Raw genomic sequence first — 26102 nt, forward strand, 5'->3', positions numbered from 1 at the left:
CAAGGAATGGAGGGGTCATTATGAACATGGAAGTCATCTGGAATTTTCTGGTGACGCAGGGCGCCGACTTCGGTCTGAAGGTGCTGGGTGCCATCGCGGCCTGGGTGGTCGGCCGCTGGCTGATCGGCGTGGCGGTGGGCCTGATCGGCAAGGCCATGGAAAAAGGCAAACGGCTGGACGAGACGCTGATCCGTTACCTCAAGTCGATCATCTCCGTCCTGCTGACCATCGTGCTGATCCTGGCGATCCTGGACATCTTCGGCGTACGCACCACCTCGTTCGCGGCGCTGCTCGCCGGCGCGGGCCTGGCCATCGGCGTGGCCTGGAGCGGCATGCTGGCCAACTTCGCCGCCGGCATCTTCCTGCAGGTGCTCAGGCCCTACAAAGTCGGCGACTTCATCAGCGCGGGCGGCATCACCGGCACCGTGCGCGAACTCGGCCTGTTCGCCACCACCATCGTCACGCCGGACAACGTGCTGACCATCGTGGGCAACAACAAGGTGTTCTCGGACAACATCCAGAACTTCAGCCAGGAGCCGTTCCGCCGCGTGGACTGCACCGCCAAAGTGGCCAACGGCGTGGACGTGAACGACGCCATGGCCCGCCTGCGCAACGCGGTGGCGGCCATTCCCAACGTGGCCACCTCGCCCGCGCCCGACGTCGAGATCCTGCAGTTCACGCCCGAAGGCCCGTTGCTGTGCGTGCGCCCCTACACCCATACCGACCACTACTGGCAGGTCTACTTCGACACGCACAAAGCCGTGGTGAACACCTTTGGCGCAGCCGGCTACCCGGTACCGGAGACCCCCGTTCTGCACCGCACGGTGGCGGCGTAGAGAGCCGGTCAACACAAGGCTGCGACCGCCCTTTCGGCGCGACGCAGCTCTCTCCACCTGGCAACACACAGCCCCCTTCGGATCAAGCCTTTTCCGTTAGACCAGAGCCTCCTCCGTTCGGGCTGAGCTTCCTCTGCGGGCTCTCCGTTCGGGCTGAGCCTGTCGAAGCCCATGCCTGCACGCTGGAGAACCATTCGACAAGCTCAGGGCGAACGGATGTCTGTTCCAGTACCAACGGCAATCGGACCCAGCACCCTCCATTCCCTTCCCCGTTCGGGCTGAGCCTGTCGAAGCCCTCACCTGCACGCTGGAGAGCCCTTCGACAAGCTCAGGGCGAACGGATACATCTGTTCCAGAGCCAACGGCACTCGGACCCAGGTTCCCTCCATTCCCTTCCCCGTTCGGGCTGAGCCTGTCGAAGCCCCTGCCTGCACGTTGGAGAACCCTTCGACAAGCTCAGGGCGAACGGACACATCTGTTCGTCGGAAGACCCTTCGATAGGTTCAAGGCGAACGGCAGGGTTGGGCCGGTTCGAACTGGCGCACCGTACCTCCCGAGCCGGACGCCATCACCACGTCAACCGGGCACCACGCCATGCCGGCGCAGAACGTCTGCCCATGCCGCCAGCTTGCGGTCGAAGCTCCAGCTGGCGTTGGCCGGGCTGGTGGAGGGCAGGCGGTACACCGGCAACCCCAGCGCGGCGGTGTGTCTGGCGTGGCGGTAACTCTCGCCACCGTTGTGGGCCATGGCTTCCAGCCGGGGACACTGCCGCTGCACCCAGGCGAAGTCGTTGAGTTCGGCATGGCGGATGTCGGCGTCCAGGCTGCCCTGGCGTTCGCAGGCGCCGTACACGTCCCACACACCGAGGCCTTGTGCCCGCAGCACATCGAGGCGCTCCGCATAAGGCATGGCCATCAGGGGCAATCCCCACAGCGAGCCGAGGATTTTCCAGAAATGGTTCTGCGGATGGCCGTAGTACTGCTGCGCGCGCAACGAGGCCACGCCGGGAAAGCTGCCCAGCACCAACACACGTGTGTCCGCGTCGATCACGGGCCCGAGCCCCTGCAGACGCTCTGTCATGCCGGTGGGGTGTCCAGCAAGGCCAGGCGGGGCAGTGCAACGAGCGCGTTCGCATGCGTGGCAACACGCAGTTCCTCCGCAGCGATGCCGCGCAAGCCCGCCAGCACGGCGCCGATGCGGGGCAGTTCGGCCGGGGTGTTCACACCCTGGGCACGGCCCGCGGCGCGTTCGGCGGCGGTGACGTAGAGCCACTGTGGGGGGATGTCTGGCGCATCGGTCTCCAGCACCAGCGCCGACAGCGGCAGCCATGCCGCCAGGCGGCGCAGCCGCAGCGCCGGCTCGAAGGTCAGCGCGCCGCCGAAGCCCAGCCGGAAACCCTGATCGAGAAAGGCCTGGGCCTGCTGCTCGCTGCCGTTGAAGGCGTGCGCGATACCGCCTCCCGTGGGGAGTTCACGCAGGTGCCGGAGCAAGGCGTCCGCGCTGCGCCGCACGTGCAGGATCACCGGCAGGCCGTGCTTGCGCGCCAGCCGCAGCTGGGACCGGTAGAAGAACTGCTGGCGTTCGCGCATCGCCGGCGTGCACAGCGCGGGCACGAAAAAGTCCAGCCCGATCTCGCCCACGGCCACCAGGCGCGGGTCGTCGCGGTGCTGCGCGAGCAAGGCATCCAGCCGATCCAGGTCGCTGTCGAGCGCCCTTGGCACGTAGAGAGGGTGGATGCCCAGGGCATAGGCATCGCTGAGGCGGTGGGCCAGCGTGCGCACCGTGTCGAAGTTCGTGCGCTCCACGGCGGGGATCACGCAGCGGCCCACGCCCAGCGCCGCGGCGCGTTCGCGTGCGGCAACGGCCAGCGCGTGGCCTTCACCGAACTCGGGGGCATCCAGATGGCAGTGCGTGTCGATCCACATGGCGGACTGGCGGTATAAGTAAGGGGCGATTGTGACGGCTCAAGACCCCCTCCCGAGAAAGGACCCATGGCGATGAACACCACGCACCCGATCTTCCTGCGCCCCGCGGCATGGCTGGCCGCCGCCCTGCTGGGCACGCTCACCGCTTGCGCCATGCCCGGTGCAGGCGGCCCGGCGCCGCTGGTGGGCAGTGAATGGCTGCTGGAAGACCTGGGTGGCTCCGCCGCGCTGGACCGCGTGCAGGCTACGCTGGCCTTCCCCGAGGCCGGCCGCGTCGCGGGTCACGGCTCCTGCAACCGCTTCTTCGGCTCGTACACCCTCATGAACGACCGCATCTCCCTGGGCCAGATGGGTTCCACGCGCATGGCCTGCGCCGGGCCGGTCGGTGAACAGGAAAACCGCTATCTGGCCGCGCTGGGCAAGGCCGAACGCGTGGAGGTGCAAGGCAGCACCATGCTGTTGCACGTGCAGGGCATGGACAAGCCGCTGCGCCTGCGGCGCATCAAGCCCTGAGCACGCCGGCATTCAGGCGCAGCACACGCCCGCAGCGGGCCGCCAGCGCCTCGTCGTGCGTGACGACGATGAAGGCGGTTCCCTGGTCACGCGCCAGTTCGAGCATGAGATCGAACACCCCGTCGGCCGTGGCGCGGTCCAGGTTGCCGGTGGGCTCGTCGGCCAGCACGCAAGCCGGCTGCGTGACCAAGGCACGGGCAATGGCCACGCGCTGGCGCTCCCCACCGGAGAGCTCGGCAGGCCGGTGGTGCAGGCGCCCGGACAGGCCCACGCGCGCCAGCATCTTCTCTGCCCGTGCGGCGGCCTCGCTGCGCGCCAGACGGCGTATCCACAACGGCATGGCCACGTTGTCGCGCGCGCTGAATTCCGGCAGCAGGTGATGGAACTGGTAGACAAAACCCAGGTGCTGGTTGCGCAGGGCACCCTGCTGCGCCGCATTCAGCCCGGAGAGCGCCTGCCCCATGAGCTGCACACTCCCGCCGCTGGGCGCGTCGAGCCCGCCCAGCAGGTGCAGCAAGGTGCTCTTGCCCGAACCCGACGCCCCCACGACAGCCACGGTTTCGCCGGCACGCACGCGAAGGTCCACGCCGGTGAGCACGGTGACGTCGAGCCGGCCTTCGTGGAAACGCTTGGTCAGACCCGCTGCGCCCAGGACCACGTCGGACCGGGCTGAACCTACCTCGGTTCGGGCTGAGCCTACCCCCGTTCGGGCTGAGCCTACCTCCGTTCGGGTTGGGCCTGTCGAAGCCCCGGCCAAGGTGCTGGCAGGCCCTTCGACAAGCTCAGGGCGAACGGAGTTCGAACTCGCTTCCGTTCGTGTTGGACCCGCCCCCGTTTGGAATGGACCTACCTCCGTTCGGACTGGATCTACTCCCGTTCGGTCTGAATCTACCTCCGTTCGGGCTGAGCCTTCCCCCGTTCGGGCTGAGCCTGTCGAAGCCCCGGCCAAGGTGCTGGCAGGCCCTTCAACAAGCTCAGGGCGAACAGCATGGGACTTACCCCCCACGTCTTTCGGATCACTCATAGCGCAGGGCCTCCGCGGGGTTCACGCGGCTGGCGCGCCAGCTCGGGTAGATGGTCGCCAGGAAGGACAGGACCAGCGAGATCACCGCCACGGGGACGATGTCGCCGCGCTGCGGATCGCTGGGCATGCGGCTGATGAGGTAGATGTCCTGCGGCAGGAAGCTCGCGCCGAGCAGACGCTCCAGCGCCGGCACCAGGGTGTCGATGTTGAACGCGACGCCCAGGCCCAGCAGCAGGCCGGCGCCGGTGCCGATGACCCCGACCATGGCGCCCTGCACCATGAACACGCCCATGATGCTTTTCGGGCTGGCGCCGAGCGTGCGCAGGATGGCGATGTCGGCGCGCTTGTCGGTGACCGTCATCACCAGCGTGGACACCAGGTTGAACGCCGCCACGGCCACGATCAGGGTGAGGATGATGAACATCATGCGCTTCTCCAACTGCACGGCGGCAAACCAGGTGCGGTTCTGCCGCGTCCAGTCGCGCACCAGCAGGCCGGGATCCAGGTCGGCGGCAATGGAGACCGCCACCTCGCGCGCCTGGTGCAGGTCGCGGATCTTCACGCGCACGCCGGTCGGCCCTTCGACCCGGAAGATGCGCGCCGCGTCGTCCTGGTGCAGCAGCGCCAGGGCCGAGTCGTATTCGTAGTGGCCGGAATTGAAGGTGCCCACCACGGTGAGCTGCCGGATGCGCGGCACCACGCCGGCGGGCGTGACCTGTCCGCTGGGCGCGATCAGCGTCACGCTGTCGCCCTCGATCACACCCAGGCTGCGCGCCAGTTCGCCGCCCAGGATGACGCCGAACGCCCCCGGCGCCAGGCGCGGCAGCACGGTACCGGCCAGATCGGCCGCGAGGTCGGTGACGCGGGGTTCGAGCGCGGGGTCGATGCCACGCACCAGCGTGCCCTTCATGTCCTCGCCACGCGCAATCAGCGCCTGCGCCCCCACGAAGGGGGCGGCACCGAGCACCTCGGGGTGGCGTTCGATGCTGGCCAGCACCTGGGGCAGGTTGGGAATCGCCTGGCCACCGGGCTCGAACACCTCGATGTGCGAGAGCACGCCCAGCATGCGGTCGCGCACCTCTTTCTGGAAACCATTCATCACCGAGAGCACGATGATGAGCGCGGCCACGCCCAGCGCAATGCCCAGCATGGACACGCCCGAGATGAAGGAGATGAAGCCGTTGCGCCGGGTGGCGCGGCCTGCGCGCGTATAGCGCCAGCCAAGAATGAGTTCGTAGGGGGTCTGCATACACCGGTTCCAGCCGCCCATTGTGGCATCCCCGACAATCCCCCCATGCCTCCCGCCCGCCACCTGTTGATTCCCTTTGCCGCCGGGCACCAGCTCCCGCGGCCCGAACGGGCAGACGACGAGCTGCCCCACCTGGCCGAGTTGCTGCGCCGCCTGCGGCCGCAGGCGCAGACGGTCTGCGAACCCGATTCGCCCGCCATGCCCTACGAACAGGTCCTCGCCGGACTGCTCGGTCTGCCAGCCGAGCCGGGCCGCACCCCATGGGCCGCCTTTGAAACCCGCACCACCGGCCTGCCTTGCGGCTGGGTCAAACCCTGTCATCTGCAGGTGGGCGCCGATCAGGTGCGCCTGGGCGACACCGCCCTGCTGGCGCTGGAAGAGGCCGATTCCCGGGCCCTGCTGGAAGCGGCCGCGCCCTACTTTGCGGAGGACGGCATGCGGCTGAGTTACATGAACCCCACGGCCTGGCTGGCCACGGGCGAGCCGCTGCGCGACCTGCTCACCTGGTCCACCGAGCGCCTCGCGGGGCGCCAGCTCGCCCCAGACGTCCTGCGCTTCAACGGCAGCCGCTTCGCCGCGCTCTGGCGCCGCCTGCAAAACGAGATGCAGATGCTGTTCTATACCCACCGCGTCAACGACGAGCGGGCCCAGCGCGGGCAATTGCCGGTCAATGCGATCTGGCTCAGCGGCGCCGGAGAACTGGCGACCCTGCCCGCGCCCGCGCCACACGTCGTGGTGGACAACCGCCTCTGCGACAGCGCGCTGGCGCTCGATGCCACCGCCTACCGCCAAGCCTGGCAAACGGTGGACGCGGACAGTTGCTCCCAGCTCCTGCAGGACTGCCGCGCGGGACAGCCCGTGCGGCTGACACTCGCGGGCGAACGCAGCGCCATCACCTATGCACCGCAGCCCGCCTCGCTGCGCGAGCGCCTGGGCGCTCTGTTCGGGGCGCGGCCATCCGTCGCTGCGGCGCTGGACGCGCTTTGACCCCTTTCGCAAGGATTTCCTGCCCATGAAGATCATCACCCGCGACGTTCCGCCGCGCACCGCCTGGGCCCTGGAGCAAGGTGGGCTGCACCCGCTGCTGGCAAGGCTGTTCGCGGCACGCGGCATCACCAGCACGGACGAACTCGACGACGCGCTGGGCCGGCTGCTGCCGCCGTCACAGATGCTGGGTGCACAAGCGGCCGCGAGCGCCCTCGCGGATGCCATGGCGGCGCAGCGCGCCGTCTGCATCGTGGCCGACTACGACTGCGACGGCGCCACCGCCTGCGCCGTCGGCCTGCGCGGCCTGCGCATGCTGGGCCTCGATCGCGTGAGCTACCTGGTGCCTGACCGGGTGAACGACGGGTATGGGCTGACGCCCGCCATTGCCCGCCGCGTGAAGGCCTCTGGCGCGGAGGTGCTGATCACGGTGGACAACGGCATTGCCAGCGTGGAGGGCGTGCGCGCCGCACGCGAACTGGGGCTGCAGGTGATCGTGACCGACCACCACCTGCCGGCGATGAAGGATGGCGAGGTCACGCTGCCGCAGGACTGCATCATCGTCAACCCCAATCAGCCGGGCTGCACGTTCGAGAGCAAGTCCATCGCCGGGGTCGGCGTCATGTTCTATGTGCTGCTGGCCTTGCGCGCGGAGCTTCGCACGCGCGGCGTGTTCACGCCGCAGACCCAGCCCCGGATCGACGCCCTCCTGCCCCTGGTTGCGCTCGGCACGGTCGCCGACGTGGTCCGGCTCGACGCCAACAACCGCCGCCTCGTCGCCCAGGGCCTCAAGCGCGTGCGGGCCGGGGCCATGCCGCCGGGCATGACGGCGCTGTTTGGCGTGGCCGCGCGCAAGCCGGCGGCGGCCACCGGCTTCGATTTCGGCTTCGCGCTCGGCCCGCGCCTGAACGCCGCCGGGCGCCTGGCCGACATGACGCTGGGCATCGAGTGCCTGACCACCGAGGATCCACAGCGCGCCGACGAACTGGCGCGCACGCTCGACGGCATCAACCGCGAGCGCAAAGCCATCGAAGGCGACATGCGCGAGATGGCGCTGCAGATGGCCGAGGACATGTTCGATGACGCCGAGGAGCCACCGCCCGCGCTGGTGGTGTTCGACCCGGACTTCCACGAAGGCGTGGTCGGCATCGTGGCCTCGCGGCTCAAGGACAAGCTGCACCGCCCCACCTTCGTCTTCGCTGCCAGCGGCGCCGAGGGCAAGGAACATGAACTCAAGGGCTCGGGCCGTTCAATCGCAGGCTTTCACCTGAGGGATGCGCTGGATCTGGTGGCCAAGCGGCACCCTGGCGTGCTGCTGCGCTTCGGTGGCCACGCCATGGCCGCCGGCTGCACCATCGAAGAAGAACACCTGGAGACCTTCGAGGCCGCGCTGCAGCAGGTCGCGCACGAGTGGCTGGACGCGGCCACGCTGCAGCGGCGCATCGAGGCCGACGGCCCGCTGGACCCGAAGTACCGGCGCCCGGACCTGGTGGACACCCTGCACCGCGAGGTCTGGGGCCAGGGCTTCGCGCCGCCCGTGTTCTGCGAAGAGGTGCAGGTGGTCTCACAGCGCCTGGTGGGCGAGAAGCACCTGGCCTTGAAACTCAAGCACCAGGGCGAACCCGTCGATGGCATCTGGTTCGGCCACACGGACCCTCTGCCCCCTCAGGTGAAGATCGCCTTCCGCCTCGATGCGGACGAGTGGCAGGGCCAGCGCCGCGTGCGCTTCCTGGTCGAGGCGGCGGAGATCTGAGCGTCAGCTCATCAAGGCTTCGCGCACCGCGGCCAGTTGGCGGCGCGACACCGCCAGGCGCTCCTCCACGCCGTCGAGCCGCACGGTCCAGCCCTCGCCCTCGACCGGGTCGTTGTGCTTCTCCACCGCGCGCACCGCGCGTCGCGAGACCAGGGCGTTGCGGTGCACCCGCACGAACAGGTGGGCATAGCGCTGCTCCAGGTCGCTGAGCGCGCCATCGTAGATGTGTTCCTTGTCGGCCGTGCGAACGGTGATGTACTTGAGTTCGGCCTTGAGGTAGATCACGTCGGCCAGCGCCACGCGTTCGCTGCGGCCGCGTTCCTGGATGATCAGGCTCTCGGGCAGGCTGGTATCGGCGGCGCCATCGGCGGCGCTGCGCTGACGCTGCACCTTCTGCAGTGCCTGCTGCAACCGTTCGCGCCGCACCGGCTTGGTGAGGTAGTCGGCGGCCTCCAGCTCGAAGGCATGCACCGCGTGCTCCGCGTAGGCCGTGACGAAGACCACGGCCGGCGGCTTGGCCATCTCGCGCAGGGTGCTGGCCAGAGCGATGCCGTCCACGCCCGGCATGTGGATGTCCAGCATCACCAGCTCGCACTGCGTGCGCTGTATCAGGTCCATCGCCTGCACCGCGTTGGAGGCCTCGCCCACCACGTCCGTGCGCGGCTCGGTGCACTCGGCCAGCAAGGCTCGCAGCCGCGAGCGGGCTGGTGCCTCATCGTCAACGATCAATACCTTCAATGCCATGTCAAGCTCCGTTCCCAGATCCCGTTCAAGTCACGCTTATACCGGTATTTCGAGTCGGGCCTGAAACACGCCGTTGACCAGCGCGCTCTGGAAGCGGCCCTGCACGTCGTGCAACAGGTTCAGGCGCTGGCGCACGTTGTCCAGCGCGAGGCCATTGCCGCGCCGGCCGCTGCCAGCCGGCACGGTGTTCGTCACCTTGATCACCACCACCCCGCCACGGCGCTGGGTGCTGATGCGCACCACGGCCCCCACCGGGCTGGGTTCCACGCCGTGCTTGACCGCATTTTCCACCAGGGGCTGCAGGATCAGCGGCGGCAGCTTGGCGCGGGAGGCCGTTTCGTCCACGCTCCATTCCACGCGCAGGCGTTCGCCAAAGCGCACCTGCTCGATCGCGAGGTAGTGCTCGGCCAGTTCCAGTTCCTGCGACAGCGGCACCGACTCCTTGGCGTCGGCCAGCGCGTGGCGAAAGAGTTCGCTGAGGTCTTCGAGCAGGCTTTCGGCCTTGGCCGGTTCTTCGCGCACCAGCGCAATGGCGCTGTTGAGGGTGTTGAACAGAAAGTGCGGGCGGATGCGGGCCTGCAGTTCGGCCAGGCGGGCCGTGGTGCCAGCGGGCATGCGGGCGCGTGCCCGCCACATCAGCGCAGCCACCAGCACCGCCGAGACCAGCGCGCCAGCGGCCGCGCTTGCCATCCAGGGCGCGAGGTCCGCCAGCCCCAGCAGCACCAGCAGGCCGCAGCCATAGACGCCGGCCACCGCGCCCAGGCCGGTGGCCGCGACCCACTGCGCGGGAAGGGGCAGCAGGCCAAGCTGGCGCTTGAGGCCGCACACGGTCAGCAACCAGGCCAGCACGGCCGGCAGGGATGCCCCGGTGAGGATGGCGGTCTGGGTCAGCCAGGCCACCACGGAGTGCGCCCCGAACATGGCCGCCACGGCGACGACGGCCTCCACGAAGAGCACGGCGCGCAAGACCGTGCCGACCTGGCAGGTATCGAACACCTGGATGCGCGCGCGCACATGCTCGGGCATCTCCGCCAGCGGCCTGGCTCCGGCGGCATGGGCCAGCTCCTGGAAGCTCGATAAAATTCTGGAATCTTTCATGGGAAGCGTTTGCGTCTTCGGGTCGGCCCAGGCACAGGCCCGCGCAGGTTCCGGCAGCGCCGCCGACCGGCCGCGGGCCCCGGCCCGGCAACCCTTCCCTGGCGGACATCCGCTCCATCCTTTTCCCATCCCGTCGCTGGCAACACCATGTCCACCAATCAACTTGACAAGAAATCCGAAGCCTGGTCCGCCCTATTCTCGGAGCCGATGAGCGACTTGGTCAAGCGATACACGGCCAGTGTGTTCTTCGACAAACGCCTCTGGCAGGCCGACATCGAGGGCAGCCTGGCGCACGCCGGCATGCTCGCGGCCCAGGGCATCATCACCGCGGCCGACCTGGAGGCCATAGAACGGGGCATGGCGCAGATCCGCGCCGAGATCGAGGACGGCAGCTTCGAATGGAAGCTCGACCTGGAGGACGTGCACCTCAACATCGAGGCGCGCCTGACCCAATTGGTGGGCGACGCGGGCAAGCGCCTGCACACCGGCCGCAGCCGCAACGACCAGGTGGCCACCGACGTGCGCCTGTGGCTGCGCGGCGAGATCGACCTGATCGTGCCGCTGCTCGAGGAACTGCAGACGGCCCTGGTGGACGTGGCCGAGCAGAACATCGACGTCATCCTGCCGGGCTTCACCCATCTGCAGGTGGCGCAGCCGGTGAGCTTCGCGCACCACCTGCTGGCCTATGTGGAGATGTTCTCGCGCGATGCCGAGCGCTTCGCCGACGTGCGCCGTCGCACCAACCGCCTTCCGCTGGGCTCGGCGGCGCTGGCCGGCACCACCTACCCGCTGGACCGCGCGCTGGTGGCGCGCAAGCTGGGCATGGTGGACGCGCAGGGCGAGCCGCAGATCTGCCAGAACAGCCTGGATGGCGTGAGCGACCGCGACTTCGCGATCGAATTCACCGCCGCAGCCTCGCTGTGCATGGTGCACATCAGCCGCCTGAGCGAGGAACTCATCCTGTGGATGAGCCAGAACTTCGGTTTCGTGAAGATCGCCGACCGCTTCACCACCGGCAGTTCCATCATGCCGCAGAAGAAGAACCCGGACGTGCCCGAACTCGCGCGCGGAAAGACCGGCCGCGTGGTGGGCCACCTCATGGGCCTGATCACGCTGATGAAGGGCCAGCCACTGGCCTACAACAAGGACAACCAGGAGGACAAGGAGCCTCTGTTCGACACGGTGGACACACTCAAGGACACGCTGCGCATCTTCGTCGAGATGGTGGGCGGCCAGCCCGATGCGGCCACCGGCGCCAAGTCCGGCGGCATCACCGTGAACGCCCAGGCCATGGAGGCGGCGGCGCAGAAGGGCTATGCCACCGCCACCGACCTGGCGGACTACCTCGTCAAGAAGGGCCTGCCGTTCCGCGATGCGCACGAAACCGTGGCGCACGCGGTCAAGGCGGCGAGTTCGCACAACTGCGACCTGTCGGAGCTGCCGCTGACGGTGCTGCAGAGCTTCAATCCGTCCATCGAGAAGGACGTGTACGAGGCCCTGAGCCTGCGCGGCAGTCTCAATGCGCGCAACACGCTGGGCGGCACGGCGCCGGCGCAGGTGCGCGCGCAGATCGCGCGGCACCGCTCGCGCCTGGGCTGAACCCGCCCGCGCCAGCGGATTCAAGAATCCACCGGGCCCGGCCGATAGGCAGAAACAACCCCCGACCGCCCCGGCGGCGGGCGCTCTGCGTGTCTGCCAGGAGGTCCCATGTCCAACACCCTGTTGCTCTGTGCAGCGGCCGTGCCGCTGCTCGCCCTCGCCGTCTGGTGGCTGCGCCGCCCCTCTGCCCGGCCTGCCACCACGTCCGCCCCCATCGCCACCCGCAGCCAGCCCAGCCTGCGCGCCACGGCCCCCGTGGCCGCCGATGCGTCCGTACCTGGCCAGCGCCCGCTGCCGGCGATGCTGGCCGGTCTGGAGTGGCGCACCGAGGAACACATGGATCCCGCCAAGCGCGACAGGCTGCTCGGCGCCATCCACGACATCCCCCGCCCGCCAAACGCCCTGCAGCAACTGCTGTCGCCGGAGTTCATCGCCCAGGCCAGTTCCAGCACGCTGAGCGAAGTGGTGATGACGGAACCGCTGATCGCGGCCAAAGTGCTCGCGGCGGTCAACAGCCCGCTCTACGGGCTGCAGAAACCGGTGAGCGACATTGGCCAGGCCGTGACCTTCATGGGCATCCACCGCGTGCGCGCCATCTGCCTGCAATACATGCTGGCCGAGGCGTTTCCGACCAACCTGCCGGGAGCGCGCAAGACCTTCGACGCGCTCTGGCAGGCCAGTGCGATCGCCAGTGAAATCGCCTCGCGCCTGGACCGCGCGCTGCTGCAGCCGGGTGCCGCGGGCGCCCTGGCCACGCAGGTGGTGCTGGGCTTCGTCGGTCCGCTGGCCACCGCCTCCGTCATCCCGCCCACCGGACTGGTGGCCTGGCTGCAGCGCGACCGCGTGGCGCGCGCCCGCCTGGAGCAGGACCTGCTGGGCCTCAACGCGTGCGAGATCGGTCATCTGCTGCTCAAGAGCTGGGCACTGCCGCAGCCCCTGGTGGAGGACGTGCGCGACAGCGGCCGACTGATCGCCATGCCGCCCCACAGAACAGCGCCGCAGCGCCTGCCCGCCCTGGCCCTGGCCTGCCTGAGCACCCGCCTGGGAGAGCGCCTCGCGCTGGGTCAGATGGGTTCGCTCGAAGGGTACCGGCTGGCAGACGACGAGGCGCCGGACATGCACCACCTGCGTGCCTGCCTGGCCCACCCCGCGCTGGCCCGGCTGGACGAGGTGCTGCAGTCCCCGGACCTGCAGGGTGCGGCCCGCCAGACGAGCGCTCCGGTGAGCGGATCTTGACGCGCGTCAAGGCCTGACGCCGCCCCGCGCCCTAGAGTCGGGCGCATGACCGACACCGATACGCTCGACGCTCCTGCCCTGGCCTGGACGGCCGATCTGGCCACCGGCAATCCGCGCATGGACCGGACCCACGAGGAGTTCGTGGAACTGCTCAACGCCTTGCAGACGCTGGCACCTCACGAGCAAGGGCCTGTGTTCGAGCGGCTGCTGGCGCACACGGTCGAGCATTTCGCCCAGGAGGAGCGCTGGATGCTCGCCACCGGTTTCGCGCCGGACAACTGCCACGCCAGCCACCATGCCACGGTCCTGGAGACCATGCGCGCGGTGGCGACCCACCATGCGCAGGGCGACAGCGCCATCATCAACCGCATGGCCGAGGCGCTGGCCGAATGGTTTCCGCAGCATGCCGCGACCATGGACGCCGGACTGGCGCTGCATCTGCAGTCGCTGGGCTACGACACCCACACCGAAACCCTGCCGGCGAATGCCCAGGTGCGTCCGGCCAGCATGAGCGGCTGCGGCAGCGTGAGCTGCGGTCCGGGCTGAAACGCCATGGCCGGCATGGGCCGGCGCAGAGTACTTCTCGGTTACCCTTGGCCCGGTCCAAGGAGAGAAGCCGTGAAGAACCTGATGCCCCGCCTGGTGGCGACCGCCCTATTGGCCTGTGCGCTGCCCGCCTCCGCACTCCAGGTCTCCAGCCTCTCACCCCAGGGCGAAATCGCCCGGGTCCGTCAGGTCACCATCAAGTTCGATGAAAGCGCCGTGCCTTTTGGCGACGCCAGGGCGCCCGCGCCGGCTTCGCTCAGTTGCAGCGACGCACAGGCGACCCGGGGCAAAGGCCGCTGGAACAGCGACCGCGAATGGGTCTTCGAATTCGACAGCGACCTGCCGCCCGGCGTGAGCTGCACGGTGCAAACCCAGAGCGGCTTCACGTCGCCCAAGGGTTCGGCGCTGGCCGCCGCCCGCTTCCGCTTCAACACCGGCGGCCCCTTCGTCCAGTCCATCTACCCAGGCGGCTCGGCGCGGGTCGACGAGGAGCAGTACTTCATTCTGCGGCTCAATGGCGCGGCCACGGCCGCCAGCGTGCAATCCCACGTGTGGTGCGCCGTCGAAGGCCTGGGCGAACGCGTGCCCGTGCGGCTCATCGACGGCAGCGAGCGCACGGCGGTGCTCAAGTCGCAGGGCCTGGACAAGGCGGCGGCGAAGGAGCCGCTGCGCCACGTAACCCTGGCCTGCCAGCGCCGCTTCACGCCGGACACCCAGGTGTCCATCGTGTTCGGCAAAGGTGTGGCCACCCCGTCGGGCGTGGCGAACACCACCGAGAAGCGCTTCACCTACCGGGTGCGCGAAGCCTTTGCCGTGGACTTCAGCTGCGAACGCGAGAACGCGCAGGCGGCCTGCCTGCCGATCCGCCCGATGCGGCTGAGCTTCAACGCACCGGTTCCGCGCAAGCTGGCCGAGGGCGTTCGCCTGACCTCGGGACGGCAGACGCACAAACCGGTCTTCGACCAGGAACAGGCCGACGGTGACAGCCTGGTCAGCAACCTGTCGTTCGAGCCCCCCTTCGCCGAACAGACACCGTTCACGGTGGAGCTACCCAGGGACTTCCGGGACGCCGCAGGCCGCAAGCAGGACAACGGCGGCGACTTTCCGCTCAAAGTGGCGACCGGGGCGATGCCGCCGCTGGCCAAGTTCGCGGCGGCGCCGTTCGGCATCGTCGAGCGCCTCGCGGAGCCGGGCGGCACCCCCCTGCTGCCGGTGACCTTGCGCAACGTCGAGGCCGCGCTGAACGTGCAGGGCCTCAACCCCGGTGGCCAGGTGAGCCAACTGCAACCCCGCACGGACACGGCCATCATTGCGTGGTTCCGCAAGGTGCAGCGCTTCGACGACCCCTATGTCTCCCGCAAGGCGGCGCAGGCGCAGACGCAGGGGCCGCTGCCTCGGGTGCTGGAAGACCAGGACAAGCGCTGGGTCGAATCGCGCGCCGTGTCCCTGCTGAAAGGCCAGCCCGGCCTGAAGACCCTGGAACTGCCCCAGCCCGTGAAGGGTGATCCGCGCCCGTTCGAGGTGGTCGGCATTCCGCTCACGCCCGGCTTCCATGTGCTGGAGATCGCTTCGGCTGCGCTCGGCGGCTCGCTGCTGGATGACCGTTACGGCGGAACGCGCACGATGTATGTGCGCACCTCGGCGCTGGTGACCAACCTGGGCGTGCATTTCAAGCTGGGCCGCGAGAACGCACTGGCCTGGGTGACCACACTGGACAAGGGCAAGCCCGTGGCGGGTGCCTTGGTGCGCGTGTCGGACTGTTCGGGCAAGGAGGTCGCCACGGGCACGACCAATGCGCAAGGCGTGGCCGACCTCAAGGGCGTGCCGCCCGAGGCGCCGCGCTGCGGTGCCAGCGACGGCGACGAAGGCGGCGACAGCGGCCGCCGCGCCTACTTCGTCAGCGCCCGCGCCAACGATGGCGCGGTGGAAGACCTGGCTTTCACCTGGAGCGACTGGTACCGCGGCATCGAACCGTGGCGCTTCAACGTACCGACCAGCCGGGAGACCCGTCCGGACGAGCGGGCCCATACGGTGTTCGACCGCACGCTGCTGCGGGCCGGTGAAACGGTGTCCATGAAGCACCTCATCCGCACCGAGACCGGCAAGGGATTCGGCCTGCCGGCCCAGTTGCCCGACACGCTGGTGGTCACGCACACCGGCAGCGGCCAGGAGTTCACGCAGCCCCTGGCATGGCGCAAGACGGCCACGGGCGGCCAGAGCGCGGAGAACACCTTCGCCGTGCCCCCAGGCGCCAAGCTCGGGGTCTACCAGGTGATGCTCAGGCAGGCCGGTGAAGGCACACGCACCTACGACACGGGGAGTTTCCGCGTCGAGGAGTTCCGCCTGCCCGTGCTGGAAGGCCGGATCTCCCCGCAAGAGAAGAAGGCGCTGGTCAAGGTACAGGCCGTTCCCGCCGACCTGCAGGTGAACTATGTGTCGGGTGGCGGTGCGGCCAACCTGCCGGTGCGCGTGTCGGCCCTGGTGCGGGGCAAGTTCCTTTCCTATGCCGACTTCGACACCTTCAGTTTCCAGCCGCCACGCGCCGACCACGGCGACCGTGAGGCGCGCGGCGACGAGGAAGAGGAGGACAGCGGCGCGCAGGAGCAGCGCGTCATCGCCGACAAGCTGCCGGTCACGCTGGACCGCAACGGTGCCGGCAAGGTCACCATCGAGCAAATCCCTGCCGCGGCACAGCCGCAGGAACTGCTGCTGGAAGCCACCTACGCCGACCCGAACGGCGAGTTGCAGACACTGCGCAGCGTCACGCCGCTGTGGCCGGCCACCGTGGTGGCGGGCATCAAGACGGAAGGCTGGGTATCGGTGAGCCAGAAGATCAAGTTCCAGGCGTTGGCGCTGGACCTGGCGGGCAAGCCGGCAGCGGGCATCGCGCTGGACGTGCGGGCCGTCGCGCACACCGTCACCACCAGCCGCAAGCGCATGGTGGGGGGCTTCTACACCTACGACAACCAGACACGCACCAAGGACCTGGGCTCCGTGTGCAGTGGCCAGAGCGACGCGCGCGGCCTGCTGCTCTGCGAGACCCGCCTGGGCGAACCCGGTGAAGTGGAGCTGGTCGTGACGGCCACGGACGCGGCGGGCAACCGCATCCAGGCCGCCAGTTCGGTGTACGTCACGCGCCAGGGCGAGCTCTGGTTTGGCGGCGAGGACCACGACCGCATCGACCTGCTGCCCGAGAAGAAGAGCTACCAGCCCGGCGAAACCGCCAGCTTCCAGGTGCGCATGCCGTTCCGCTTCGCCACGGCGCTGCTGACGGTGGAGCGCGAGGGCATCCTGGACACGCAGGTGGTGCAGCTCAACGGCCAGGACCCGACGGTGCGGCTGCAGGTGAAAGAAGGCTGGGGGCCCAACGTGTACGTGAGCGTGCTGGCCTTGCGCGGGCGCCTGCGCGAGGTGCCGTGGTACTCGTTCTTCACCTGGGGCTACAAGGCACCGCGCGAGTGGTGGACCTCGTTCTGGTACGAGGGCCGCGAGTATGTGGCACCCACCGCGCTGGTGGACCTGAGCAAGCCGGCCTTTCGTCTGGGCCTGGCGGAGATCCGCGTGGGTGCGCAGTCCCACCGGCTCGACGTGAGCGTCCAGGCGGACAAGGAGAGCTACACGGTGCGTTCGCAGGCCAGGGTCACCATCACCGCGAAGCTGCCCGATGGCCGGCCCGCCGCGCACGCAGAAGTGGCGCTGGCCGCGGTCGACCAGGCCCTGCTGGAACTCATGCCCAACGACAGCTGGGACCTGTTTGGCGCCATGCTGCGGCGCCGTGCCTGGGGTGTGGAGACGTCCACCGCGCAAATGGAGATCATCGGCCGGCGGCACTATGGCCGCAAGGCGGTGCCCGCGGGCGGCGGTGGCGGCAAGAGCGGCGCGCGCGAACTGCTCGACACCCTGCTGCTGTGGAACCCGCGGGTCACGCTCGACGCCAACGGCCAGGCCGTGGTCACGGTGCCACTCAACGATGCGCTCACCACCTTCCGTATCGTGGCCGTGGCCGATGTGGGCACCGGCCTCTTCGGCACCGGCCAGGCCAGCATCCGCGCCACCCAGGACCTGCAGATCATCAGCGGCCTGCCACCGCTGGTGCGCGAGGACGACCGCTTCCGCGCCCAGCTCACGCTGCGCAACACCACGCAGAAGGCGATGAAAGTGGAGGTGTCGCCGCGGGCCACCCTGCTCGAACTGGCGCCGCAGACGGTGGACGTTCCCGCCGGCGAGGCGCGCGAGGTGGCGTGGGACGTGAAGGCGCCTGCCCAGCTCGCGCAGACCCGGGCGGAGGCCCTGCTGTGGGAGATCGAGGCCAGGGATACGCTGGGTGGCGCCAGGGACGCTCTCAAGGCCCGGCAGCGCCTGGTGCCGGCGGTACCGCTCACGGTGCAGCAGGCCACATTGACGCAAGTGGCGGGCGCCTTCAACCTGGAAGTGGCCCCGCCCGCCGACGCCCTGCCCGGCCGCGGCGGCCTCAAGCTGGCGCTGCAGCCCCGGTTGGCCGAAGGCCTGCCGGGCGTGCGCGACTGGTTTGCAAACTACCCCTTCGTCTGCCTCGAACAGAAGACCAGCAAGGCGGTGGGGCTGCGCGATGCCCGGCTCTGGCAGGGCTTGGTGGCACAGTTGCCAACCTACCTGGATACCGACGGCCTGGCCAGCTACTTCCCACCGCGCGAGGGCGAGGCCCATGGGGGCAGCGACATACTGACCGCCTACCTGCTGGCCGCCACCCACGAGGCCGCCGGCATCGACCCCGCCTTTGGCTTGCCCGACGGGGTGCGCGCGCCCATGGAGCGCGGCCTGATCGCCTTCGTCGAAGGCCGCATCACGCGCGAGTTCTGGAGTCCACGCAAGGACCTGGACGTGCGCAAGCTCGCGGCCATCGAGGCACTCTCCCGCTACGGCAAGGCGCAGGGCCGCATGCTGGGCAGCATCACCGTCGCGCCCAACCAGTGGCCGACCAGCGCGGTGATCGATTGGCTCAACATCCTGCGCCGCGTGACCGACGTGCCGCAGCGCGAACAGCACCTCGCGCAGGCCAACCAGGTGCTGCGCGCGCGCCTGAGTTTCCAGGGCACGCGGCTGTCGTTCAGCACCGAGCGCGACGACTACTGGTGGTGGCTCATGGCCAACGGCGACGTCAACACCGCCCGGCTCATGCTGGCGGTGATGGACGACCCGGCCTGGAAGGACGACATGGGGCGGCTGGCCAGCGGCTTCATTGGCCGCCAGCAGGGCGGTGCCTGGCACACCACCACCGCCAACCTCTGGGGCGGCCTGGCGCTGGAGAAGTTCTCGGCGAAGTTCGAGGCGGTTCCGGTGGCGGGCCTGACGCGCGCCGCCACCAGCGCCGGGAACACGGCCATCGACTGGAGCAAGGTGGATCGGGTGAAGGCCACGGACGCGACCGGCGCGCCCAACCAGACGGCCTGGTTCGGCGCGCCCGCCAGCCCCGGCAACCTGCGCCACAACACCGGCTTCCTGCCGTGGAAGGCCGATGGTGGCAAGGACACGCTCACCGTCACCCACCAGGGCGCCGGCCAGCCGTGGCTCACCCTGCAATCCGTCGCCGCGGTGCCCCTGCAGGCGCCGTTCAGCGCCGGTTATGCCATCCGCAAGACCATCACCCCGGTAGAGCAGGCCGTGGCCGGCAGGTACACGCGCGGCGACGTGTTGCGCGTGGCGCTGGAAGTCGACGCATCGGCCGACATGACCTGGGTTGTGGTCACCGACCCGATCCCGGGCGGCGCGACCCTGCTCGGCGGCGGCCTGGGTCGCGATTCGCAGATCGCCACCGCCGGAGAGAAACGTCTGGTCGGCCAGGCCTGGCCGGCCTTCGAGGAACGCAGCTTCGAGGCCTACCGGGGCTACTACGCCTATGTACCCAAGGGCAGCTTCCGGTTCGAGTACACGGTGCGCCTGAACAACGCGGGCGAGTTCTCGCTGCCACCCAGCCGGGTGGAGGCGATGTACGCGCCCGAGATGCGGGGCGAGATCCCCAACGCGCGCATGAAGGTGGAGATGCCTTGAGCCGCGTCGCCAGGCTGGCCGCCGCGCTCGCCCTGCTCGGGGCGGCGGCGCTGGCGCATGCCTTGCCCACCTACGAGGCGGCGCGCAAGGCCTGGCGGCCTTCGGACACCACGGTGCTCGACCGCGATGGCGAGTTCCTTCAGCGCATCCGCACCGACCCGACGGTGCGGCGGGGCCAGTGGATTGGCCTGCAGGACATGTCGCCCGCGCTGCGGACCGCCATGGTGCTGAGCGAGGACCGGCGGTTCCACGAACACAGCGGCGTCGATTGGCGCGCCGTATCGGCCGCGGCCTGGGGCAATCTGTGGAACAGCCGCACGCGCGGCGCTTCCACCATCACCATGCAACTGGCCGCCCTGCTGGACGAAGAGGGCGGCACGCTGCGGCGCGGAGCCGGCGGACGCAGCCTGCCGCAAAAGCTGGGGCAGGCGGTGGCCGCGCAACGGCTGGAGCGGGACTGGCGCAAGGACCAGATCCTGGAGGCCTACCTCAACCTGGTGCCTTTCAAAGGCGAACTGGTGGGTATCGATGCGCTCTCGCGCACCCTGTTCGGCAAGGCCGCGCACGGCCTGGACGAGCGCGAGGCGGCGGTCGCCGCGGCGCTGGTGCGCGCACCGAATGCGACGGCGCGGGTGGTGGGGCAGCGTGCCTGCGAGCTGCTGCGTCTCATGCAGCCAGACACGCCGGTGGACTGCGGCGGCGTGGAGATGTTCGCGACCGCCTCGCTCGGACAACGGCATTTCGACGCCAGCGAGGGCATCGCGCCGCACCATGCGCGCCGCCTGCTGGCTTCGGCCGCACCGGCCGATGGGGCCGGCCCGTCGCGCACCGTGCGCTCCACCGTTTCCGCGCCGCTGCAGCGCTTTGCCGTCCAGACCCTGCAGCGCCACCTGCGCGAGCTGCATGGCCGCCATGTGCAGGACGGTGCGCTCGTGGTGCTGGACAACGCCACGGGAGAGGTGCTGGCCTGGGTCGGCTCCTCGGGCGATCTCAGCGCGGCGGCCGAGGTGGACGGCGTGCTCGCGCCGCGCCAGCCCGGCTCCACGCTCAAGCCCTTCCTGTACGCACAGGCGATCGCCGAGCGGCGCATGACGGCGGCCTCTCTGCTGGAAGACTCACCTGCCGCCATCCCGACCGCCAGCGGCCTGTACATCCCGCAGAACTACGACCGCCAGTTCAAGGGCTGGGTCTCGGCGCGCACGGCGCTGGCCTCGTCGCTCAACGTCCCGGCCGTGCGGACCCTGGTGATGGTGTCGCCGGACGCCTTCCACCGCCAGCTCGGCGCGCTCGGCCTGCCGCTGCGCGAATCGGGCGGCTACTACGGCTACAGCCTGGCCCTGGGCAGTCCGGAGGTGCCTTTGCTGGCGCTCACCAACGCCTACCGCACGCTGGCCAACGGCGGACGCTACGGCCCCGTCGGCTCCCCGCCCCAGGCAACGCAGGCCATCGACGCGCGAGCGGCGTTCATCATCGGCGACATCCTGAGCGACACCAACGCACGCGCCCGCACCTTCGGCACCGACAGCGTGCTGGCCACGCGCTTCTGGAGCGCGGTGAAGACCGGCACCAGCAAGGACATGCGCGACAACTGGGCCGTTGGCTGGTCGGCGCGCTACACCGTGGGTGTGTGGGTCGGCAACGCGGACGGAGCGCCCATGTGGGACGTCAGCGGTACCAGCGGCGCGGCCCCCATCTGGGCCGCGGTCATGCAGCACCTGCACGCCCGCCTCCCCAGCCGCCCGCCCCGGCCACCAGATGGCCTGGTGCAGGCGCGCGCGGACTTCGAGGGCGAGACGGCAGGCGGCCGGCCGCTGGAGGCGGCGCGCGTCGAGTGGTTTCTGGCGGGCACCGAACAGTCCCGTTTTGCCATGGACCGACCCAGCCTCGCCGACACGCCTCCCCGCATCACCGCCCCGACCAACGGGACCATCGTGGCGCTGGACCCGGACATCCCGGCGCAACGGCAGCGCCTGTCCTTCACCGCCAGCGGCGCCGGGGTCCATTGGCGGCTGGATGGCCGGCGCCTGGCCAGCGGCGCACGGTTCCAATGGCTGCCCTGGCCCGGGCGGCATGTGGTGCAGCTCACCGATGCGCGCGGCAAGGTACTGGACGAGGTGCGTTTCGAGGTTCGCGGCGCGGGCGTGAAAAGCCGCTGACGTGCGATCCGGCCGACCCGCCCAAAGAACCTGGCCACAAGAAAATTCACGCGGCCCTGTCGCGAATTCACGGGCTTTCTTCGGGACTGGCGGCTAACATGCCACCCGATGCGATCGGCACCGGACCGGCTGCGTACTTCCTGGAGACCCGTTTCATGACCGTCATCACCAACGTGGAAGACCTGCGGGTCCTGGCCCAGCGGCGCGTGCCACGCATGTTCTACGACTACGCCGACTCCGGCTCGTGGACCGAAGGCACCTACCGCGCCAACGCGGAGGATTTCCAGAAGATCAAGCTGCGCCAGCGGGTGGCCGTCAACATGGAGAACCGCAGCACGCGCACCACCCTGGTCGGCCAGCCGGTGGCGATGCCGCTGGCGATCGCCCCCACCGGCCTGGCGGGCATGCAGCACGCGGACGGCGAGATCCTCGCGGCGCGCGCCGCCAAGGCCGCCGGTATTCCCTACACGCTCTCCACCATGAGCATCTGCTCCATCGAGGACGTGGCGCACCACGCGGGCGATGGCTTCTGGTTCCAGCTGTACGTGATGAAGGACCGCGCCTTCATCGAACGCCTGATCGACCGGGCCAAGGCGGCGCGCTGCGGGGCGCTGGTGCTGACGCTGGACCTGCAGATCCTGGGGCAGCGCCACAAGGACCTGAAGAACGGCCTGTCCGCCCCTCCCAAGATGACGCTGGCCAACCTCATCAACATCGCCAGCAAGCCGCGCTGGGCGCTGGGCATGCTGGGCACGAAACGCCGCCAGTTCGGCAACATCGTGGGCCACGTCTCCGGCGTGGCGGACATGGGCAGCCTGGGCGAGTGGACCGCCAAGCAGTTCGACCCCGCGCTCAACTGGGGCGACGTGGCCTGGATCAAGGAGCGCTGGGGCGGCAAGCTCATCCTCAAGGGCATACAGGACGTGGAGGACGCCCGCCTGGCGGCCGACAGCGGCGCCGACGCGCTGATCGTGAGCAACCACGGCGGGCGCCAGCTCGACGGTGCGCAGAGCAGCATCGAGGCCCTGCCCGCCATCGTGGACGCGGTCGGCCACCGCATAGAAATCCACATGGACGGCGGCGTGCGCAGCGGACAGGACGTGCTCAAGGCCCGCGCCCTGGGCGCGCGCGGCGTCTACATCGGCCGGCCCTACCTCTACGGCCTGGGCGCCATGGGCGAGGCGGGCGTGGCCAAATGCCTGGAGATCATTCACCGCGAACTGGACCTCACCATGGCCTTCTGCGGCCACACCGACATCGAGACGGTGGACAAGCGCATCCTGCTGCCCGGCACCTTCCCCACCTGATGGCCACCGCCCCATGAACCAACCCATGCCCGTCATCCGTCCCCGCACCTCGAAGCTCTGGCTCGCCGTCAGCGTGGTGCTGGCCATCGTGCTGCTCGTCGGCGCTGCCGCGACCGTCAGCCTGTACGAGCAGATGCACGCGCAGATCGCGCACCTGCAGAAGCAGGTGTCCACCATGCCCCAGGTGCGCTACGTGGCGGTGCTGCTGGACGACCACGAGCTGCCTGCGATGCTCGTGACCATGGACCCCCAGGCTGGCGCGCTGCAGGTGCAGCGCCTGAACACCGTGATCGAAGGCCGCGAGGAAAGCCTGCAGCTCTGGGCTTTCGCGGGCGAGCAGCGGCCGCGTTCGCTGGGCGTGCTGGAAAGCCGGCACAAGACGCTGCAACTGCCCGCCACCGAGGCCGCCCTCAAGGAGGCCACCCAGCTCGGCGTGAGCGTGGAGGTCAAGGGCGGCGCGCCGGAACTCGCGGGCCCGCGAAAGCCCTACCTTTTCAAAGGCTGGCTGGTACAGAAAGCGATGTGAGCCAATCGGTCAACCCAGCTATGCTCGCCGGGTGACCGCCCCGATTTCCTCCCCGCCGCCGCTGCCCCGGCGCGTCGCGCATCTGGACATGGATGCGTTCTTCGCCTCGGTGGAACTGCTGCGCTACCCGCAGTTGAAAGGTCTGCCGGTGGTCATCGGCGGCGGGCGGCGGCGCGAGGACGAGATGCTCAGGCGCCTGCGCGAGGCCTACCCGGACCGCGGCTGGGATTCCCCGGGCGACCTGGCCCACGTACCGGTGGATTTTTTCCCCCGGCTGGCCGACTACGCCGGGCGTGGCGTGGCCACCACCGCCACCTACGCCGCGCGCCAGTTCGGCGTCGGCTCGGCCATGGGCCTCATGAAGGCGGCGCGCCTGTGCCCCCAGGCCATCCTGCTGCCGGTCGACTTCGACGAGGTGCGCCGCATCTCGCGGCTGTTCAAGAGCACCATCGCCGAAATCGCACCGGTGGTGGAAGACCGAGGTGTGGACGAGGTGTACATCGACTTCACCCACGTGCCGGGCGGCCAGCGCGAAGGCGGGCGCGTGCTGGCGCGCCTGATCCAGAAAAGCATCTTCCAGGCCACCGGGCTCACCTGCTCGATCGGCGTGGCGCCGAACAAGCTCATCGCCAAGATGGCCAGCGAGTTCAACAAGCCCAATGGCGTGAGCATCGTCCAGACCGAAGACCTGCAGAGCCTGATCTGGCCCCTGCCCTGCCGCAAGATCAACGGCGTGGGACCCAAGGCCGACGAGAAGCTGCAGCGGCACGGCATCCACACCATCGGCGACCTCGCGGCGCGCGAGCAGGCCTGGCTGGTCGAGCACTTCGGCCGCAGCTATGGCGCCTGGCTGCACGAAGCCGCCTGGGGCCGCGACGACCGCCCGGTGCGCACCGAAAGCGAACCGGTGAGCATGAGCCGCGAGACCACCTTCGAGCGCGACCTGCACGCGGTGCGCGACCGCGCCGAACTCGGCGCCATCTTCACGCAGCTGTGCGAGCAGGTCGCGCAGGACCTGCAGCGCAAAGGCTACCTGGGCAAGACCATCGGCATCAAGCTGCGCTACGACAACTTCCAGATCGTCACGCGCGACACCACCATCGACCACTTCACGCAGGACGCGGCCACCATCCGGCGCCACGGCGGCCTGTGCCTCAAGCGCGTGGACCTCAGCCGCCGCATCCGGCTGCTGGGCGTGCGCGTGGGCAAGCTCGTCAAGCCCGGGACAGAGGAGGCCATGGCGCAGGACTACAGTGCATCCGCCACCCGACCCGAACCCCGCAGAGAGAGGCCCCGCCATGAACCCCACACCGACCTGCTTTTCCCTGAGCTTGACGGATGACGTCGCGCACCTGGTGCTCAGCCGCCCCGACGAGCTCAACACCATGCACCCCACCTTCTGGCGCGAGCTCGACGAGCTGCTGGCCGCGCTGCACCGGGACGGCCAGGCGCGCGCCCTGGTGATCAGCAGCACCGGCCGGCACTTCAGCGCCGGCATGGCGCTGGACACCTTCGCCAGCGCCATCCAGTTGGACGACCAGAGCCCAGAAGGCCGCGCCGCCATCTTCGACCTGCTCACCGACATGCAGGCCACCTTCACCCGGCTGGAGAACCTGCGCATGCCGGTGATCTGCGCGATCCAGGGTGGCTGCATCGGCGGCGCGGTGGACATGGTCACGGCGGCCTGCATCCGCTACGCGAGCGCCGACGCCTTCTTCTGCATCCAGGAGATCAACATCGGCATGGTGGCCGACGTCGGCACGCTGCAGCGCCTGCCCAGGCTGATGCCCCTGGCGGTGGTCAAGGAACTGGCCTACACCGGCCGCCGCCTGCCCGCCGCGCGCGCCATGGCCTACGGCCTGGTCAACGAGGTGTTCGAGACGCACGAGGCCACGGTGGCCGCCGCACTGCAGTGCGCGCGGGAAATCGCCGCCAAGCCACCGGTGGCCATCTGGGGCACCAAGCAGGCGGTGAACTATGCGCGCGACCATTCCGTGGAAGACAGCCTGCGCCAGATGGGCTGGCTGCAAGGCGCGGTGTGGAGCAATGCGCATGTGCGCGAGTCCATCGCCGCCATGAAGGACAAGCGCGCCGGCCGCTTCACACCACTGGCCGCGCTGCAGGTGTTCAAGGACCTGGGCTGACCAGACGGAGACGATGCAGACCTTCTACAACCCCGACCACGCGGGCCATGCCGGGCAGCAGGAGATGTTCCGCGGCCGCATGGTGCCCTGCCATGAGGTGCCGGCGCGGCTGGACTACGTGCTCGCGGAACTGCGGCGGCGCCCGCTCGGCCCGTTGGATGCGCCGGCGCTGGATCCCTCCACCCTGGACGAAGGCATCGCGCGCGTGCACAGCGCACGCTACCTGGACTTCCTCGCCAGCGCCTGGGACGACTGGGTGGCCCTGGATCCCGCCAATGCACAGCGCGACGCCCTGCCCTCGGTATGGCCGCTGGGCAACCGGCACGCTTTCCGGCGCGACGTGCTGCCCGCAAACTTCGCGGCGCGGCTCGGGCTGTTCGCCTTCGACTCGGGCACGCCGCTGACGGCCGGCACCTGGCGCGCCGCGCGCGGCGG

17 protein-coding genes and 3 pseudogenes are annotated in these 26102 nt (G+C 69.5%); 14 read left to right on the top strand and 6 right to left on the bottom strand.

Annotated features, from left to right (window positions below):
- Positions 1–20 precede the first annotated feature (20 nt).
- Positions 21–836 carry a mechanosensitive ion channel family protein gene (locus KIT53_RS08795; RefSeq protein ID WP_297750743.1) on the top strand — a complete coding sequence of 272 codons (816 nt, stop codon included), beginning with the start codon at positions 21–23 and terminating at the stop codon, positions 834–836.
- A gap of 576 nt (positions 837–1412) precedes the next feature.
- Here KIT53_RS08795 and KIT53_RS08800 read toward each other — a convergent pair.
- Positions 1413–1916, bottom strand: coding sequence for a DNA-deoxyinosine glycosylase (locus KIT53_RS08800; protein WP_297750745.1), 504 nt, complete (start codon positions 1914–1916; stop codon positions 1413–1415).
- Positions 1913–2761 (bottom strand): TatD family hydrolase, encoded by an 849-nt coding sequence (locus tag KIT53_RS08805; RefSeq protein ID WP_297750748.1) that lies wholly within the window; start codon positions 2759–2761, stop codon positions 1913–1915. The genes KIT53_RS08800 and KIT53_RS08805 overlap by 4 nt, the downstream gene beginning before the upstream one ends.
- Before the next feature lie 72 nt (positions 2762–2833).
- On the opposite strand from KIT53_RS08805, the gene KIT53_RS08810 reads away from it, so the two are divergent.
- Positions 2834–3274 (top strand): META domain-containing protein, encoded by a 441-nt coding sequence (locus KIT53_RS08810; RefSeq protein WP_297750751.1) that lies wholly within the window; start codon positions 2834–2836, stop codon positions 3272–3274.
- Here the strand turns inward: KIT53_RS08810 and lolD are convergent.
- Together lolD and KIT53_RS08820 are read right to left on the bottom strand one after the other, a co-directional pair.
- A complete protein-coding gene (lolD, locus tag KIT53_RS08815) occupies positions 3264–3932 on the bottom strand; it encodes a lipoprotein-releasing ABC transporter ATP-binding protein LolD (RefSeq protein WP_297750754.1) in 669 nt (222 codons plus the stop codon). The two genes, KIT53_RS08810 and lolD, sit on opposite strands and share 11 nt — an antisense overlap.
- A 358-nt stretch (positions 3933–4290) precedes the next feature.
- The gene (locus KIT53_RS08820; protein ID WP_297750758.1) at positions 4291–5547 is read right to left on the bottom strand and encodes a lipoprotein-releasing ABC transporter permease subunit; all 1257 of its coding nucleotides are present in this window, start codon (positions 5545–5547) and stop codon (positions 4291–4293) included.
- Between the two features lie 45 nt (positions 5548–5592).
- Between KIT53_RS08820 and KIT53_RS08825 the strand changes: the two genes are divergently transcribed.
- Together KIT53_RS08825 and recJ are read left to right on the top strand one after the other, a co-directional pair.
- Positions 5593–6534 carry a phosphoglycerate mutase gene (locus tag KIT53_RS08825; RefSeq protein WP_297750761.1) on the top strand — a complete coding sequence of 314 codons (942 nt, stop codon included), beginning with the start codon at positions 5593–5595 and terminating at the stop codon, positions 6532–6534.
- 25 nt (positions 6535–6559) lie between these two features.
- Positions 6560–8284 carry a single-stranded-DNA-specific exonuclease RecJ gene (recJ, locus tag KIT53_RS08830; protein ID WP_297750763.1) on the top strand — a complete coding sequence of 575 codons (1725 nt, stop codon included), beginning with the start codon at positions 6560–6562 and terminating at the stop codon, positions 8282–8284.
- Positions 8285–8287: 3 nt separating this feature from the next.
- Here recJ and KIT53_RS08835 read toward each other — a convergent pair whose 3' ends face one another.
- The gene (locus KIT53_RS08835) at positions 8288–9028 is read right to left on the bottom strand and encodes a LytTR family DNA-binding domain-containing protein (protein WP_297750766.1); all 741 of its coding nucleotides are present in this window, start codon (positions 9026–9028) and stop codon (positions 8288–8290) included.
- Positions 9029–9064: 36 nt separating this feature from the next.
- Positions 9065–10126, bottom strand: coding sequence for a histidine kinase (locus KIT53_RS08840; protein WP_297750769.1), 1062 nt, complete (start codon positions 10124–10126; stop codon positions 9065–9067).
- A gap of 147 nt (positions 10127–10273) precedes the next feature.
- Between KIT53_RS08840 and argH the strand changes: the two genes are divergently transcribed.
- The 10 genes and pseudogenes from argH to KIT53_RS08890 all read left to right on the top strand — a co-directional run.
- Positions 10274–11725 carry an argininosuccinate lyase gene (gene argH, locus KIT53_RS08845; protein WP_297750772.1) on the top strand — a complete coding sequence of 484 codons (1452 nt, stop codon included), beginning with the start codon at positions 10274–10276 and terminating at the stop codon, positions 11723–11725.
- Positions 11726–11833: 108 nt separating this feature from the next.
- Entirely contained in the window at positions 11834–12961 is a 1128-nt protein-coding gene (locus KIT53_RS08850; protein WP_297750775.1) for an HDOD domain-containing protein, read from the top strand.
- 45 nt (positions 12962–13006) lie between these two features.
- Entirely contained in the window at positions 13007–13507 is a 501-nt protein-coding gene (locus tag KIT53_RS08855; RefSeq protein WP_297750778.1) for a hemerythrin domain-containing protein, read from the top strand.
- An 84-nt stretch (positions 13508–13591) separates the two neighbouring features.
- Positions 13592–19534, top strand: a complete 5943-nt coding sequence (locus tag KIT53_RS08860) for an MG2 domain-containing protein (RefSeq protein ID WP_297750794.1) — start codon at positions 13592–13594, stop codon at positions 19532–19534.
- A complete protein-coding gene (gene pbpC / locus KIT53_RS08865) occupies positions 19531–21690 on the top strand; it encodes a penicillin-binding protein 1C (RefSeq protein ID WP_297750781.1) in 2160 nt (719 codons plus the stop codon). Before KIT53_RS08860 ends, pbpC begins: the two co-directional genes overlap by 4 nt.
- Before the next feature lie 155 nt (positions 21691–21845).
- Positions 21846–22991, top strand: a pseudogene (locus tag KIT53_RS08870) (alpha-hydroxy acid oxidase); the annotation flags it as partial.
- Positions 22876–23523 (top strand): annotated as a pseudogene (locus KIT53_RS08875) (anti-sigma factor); the annotation flags it as partial. The pseudogenes KIT53_RS08870 and KIT53_RS08875, both read left to right, overlap by 116 nt.
- Positions 23524–23611: 88 nt before the next feature.
- Complete coding sequence (gene dinB, locus KIT53_RS08880; protein WP_297750799.1) at positions 23612–24865, top strand: DNA polymerase IV; 1254 nt, start codon at positions 23612–23614, stop codon at positions 24863–24865.
- Positions 24822–25667, top strand: coding sequence for an enoyl-CoA hydratase-related protein (locus KIT53_RS08885; protein WP_297750784.1), 846 nt, complete (start codon positions 24822–24824; stop codon positions 25665–25667). Before dinB ends, KIT53_RS08885 begins: the two co-directional genes overlap by 44 nt.
- Before the next feature lie 13 nt (positions 25668–25680).
- Positions 25681–26102 (top strand): annotated as a pseudogene (locus KIT53_RS08890) (histone deacetylase family protein); the annotation flags it as partial.

The sequence above is a fragment of the Hydrogenophaga sp. genome (assembly GCF_026125785.1).
GTDB lineage: Bacteria > Pseudomonadota > Gammaproteobacteria > Burkholderiales > Burkholderiaceae_C > Hydrogenophaga.

Coding starts and splice junctions, on each gene's coding strand:
- KIT53_RS08800 (WP_297750745.1), bottom strand. CDS start 1,916: ATGACAGAGCGTCTGCAGGGGCTCGGGCCCGTGATCGACGCGGACACA.
- KIT53_RS08835 (WP_297750766.1), bottom strand. CDS start 9,028: ATGGCATTGAAGGTATTGATCGTTGACGATGAGGCACCAGCCCGCTCG.
- KIT53_RS08850 (WP_297750775.1), top strand. CDS start 11,834: ATGTCCAACACCCTGTTGCTCTGTGCAGCGGCCGTGCCGCTGCTCGCC.
- KIT53_RS08855 (WP_297750778.1), top strand. CDS start 13,007: ATGACCGACACCGATACGCTCGACGCTCCTGCCCTGGCCTGGACGGCC.
- KIT53_RS08885 (WP_297750784.1), top strand. CDS start 24,822: ATGAACCCCACACCGACCTGCTTTTCCCTGAGCTTGACGGATGACGTC.
- argH (WP_297750772.1), top strand. CDS start 10,274: ATGTCCACCAATCAACTTGACAAGAAATCCGAAGCCTGGTCCGCCCTA.
- KIT53_RS08825 (WP_297750761.1), top strand. CDS start 5,593: ATGCCTCCCGCCCGCCACCTGTTGATTCCCTTTGCCGCCGGGCACCAG.
- dinB (WP_297750799.1), top strand. CDS start 23,612: ATGGATGCGTTCTTCGCCTCGGTGGAACTGCTGCGCTACCCGCAGTTG.
- KIT53_RS08805 (WP_297750748.1), bottom strand. CDS start 2,761: ATGTGGATCGACACGCACTGCCATCTGGATGCCCCCGAGTTCGGTGAA.
- KIT53_RS08840 (WP_297750769.1), bottom strand. CDS start 10,126: ATGAAAGATTCCAGAATTTTATCGAGCTTCCAGGAGCTGGCCCATGCC.
- KIT53_RS08860 (WP_297750794.1), top strand. CDS start 13,592: ATGCCCCGCCTGGTGGCGACCGCCCTATTGGCCTGTGCGCTGCCCGCC.
- recJ (WP_297750763.1), top strand. CDS start 6,560: ATGAAGATCATCACCCGCGACGTTCCGCCGCGCACCGCCTGGGCCCTG.
- KIT53_RS08795 (WP_297750743.1), top strand. CDS start 21: ATGAACATGGAAGTCATCTGGAATTTTCTGGTGACGCAGGGCGCCGAC.
- KIT53_RS08820 (WP_297750758.1), bottom strand. CDS start 5,547: ATGCAGACCCCCTACGAACTCATTCTTGGCTGGCGCTATACGCGCGCA.
- KIT53_RS08810 (WP_297750751.1), top strand. CDS start 2,834: ATGAACACCACGCACCCGATCTTCCTGCGCCCCGCGGCATGGCTGGCC.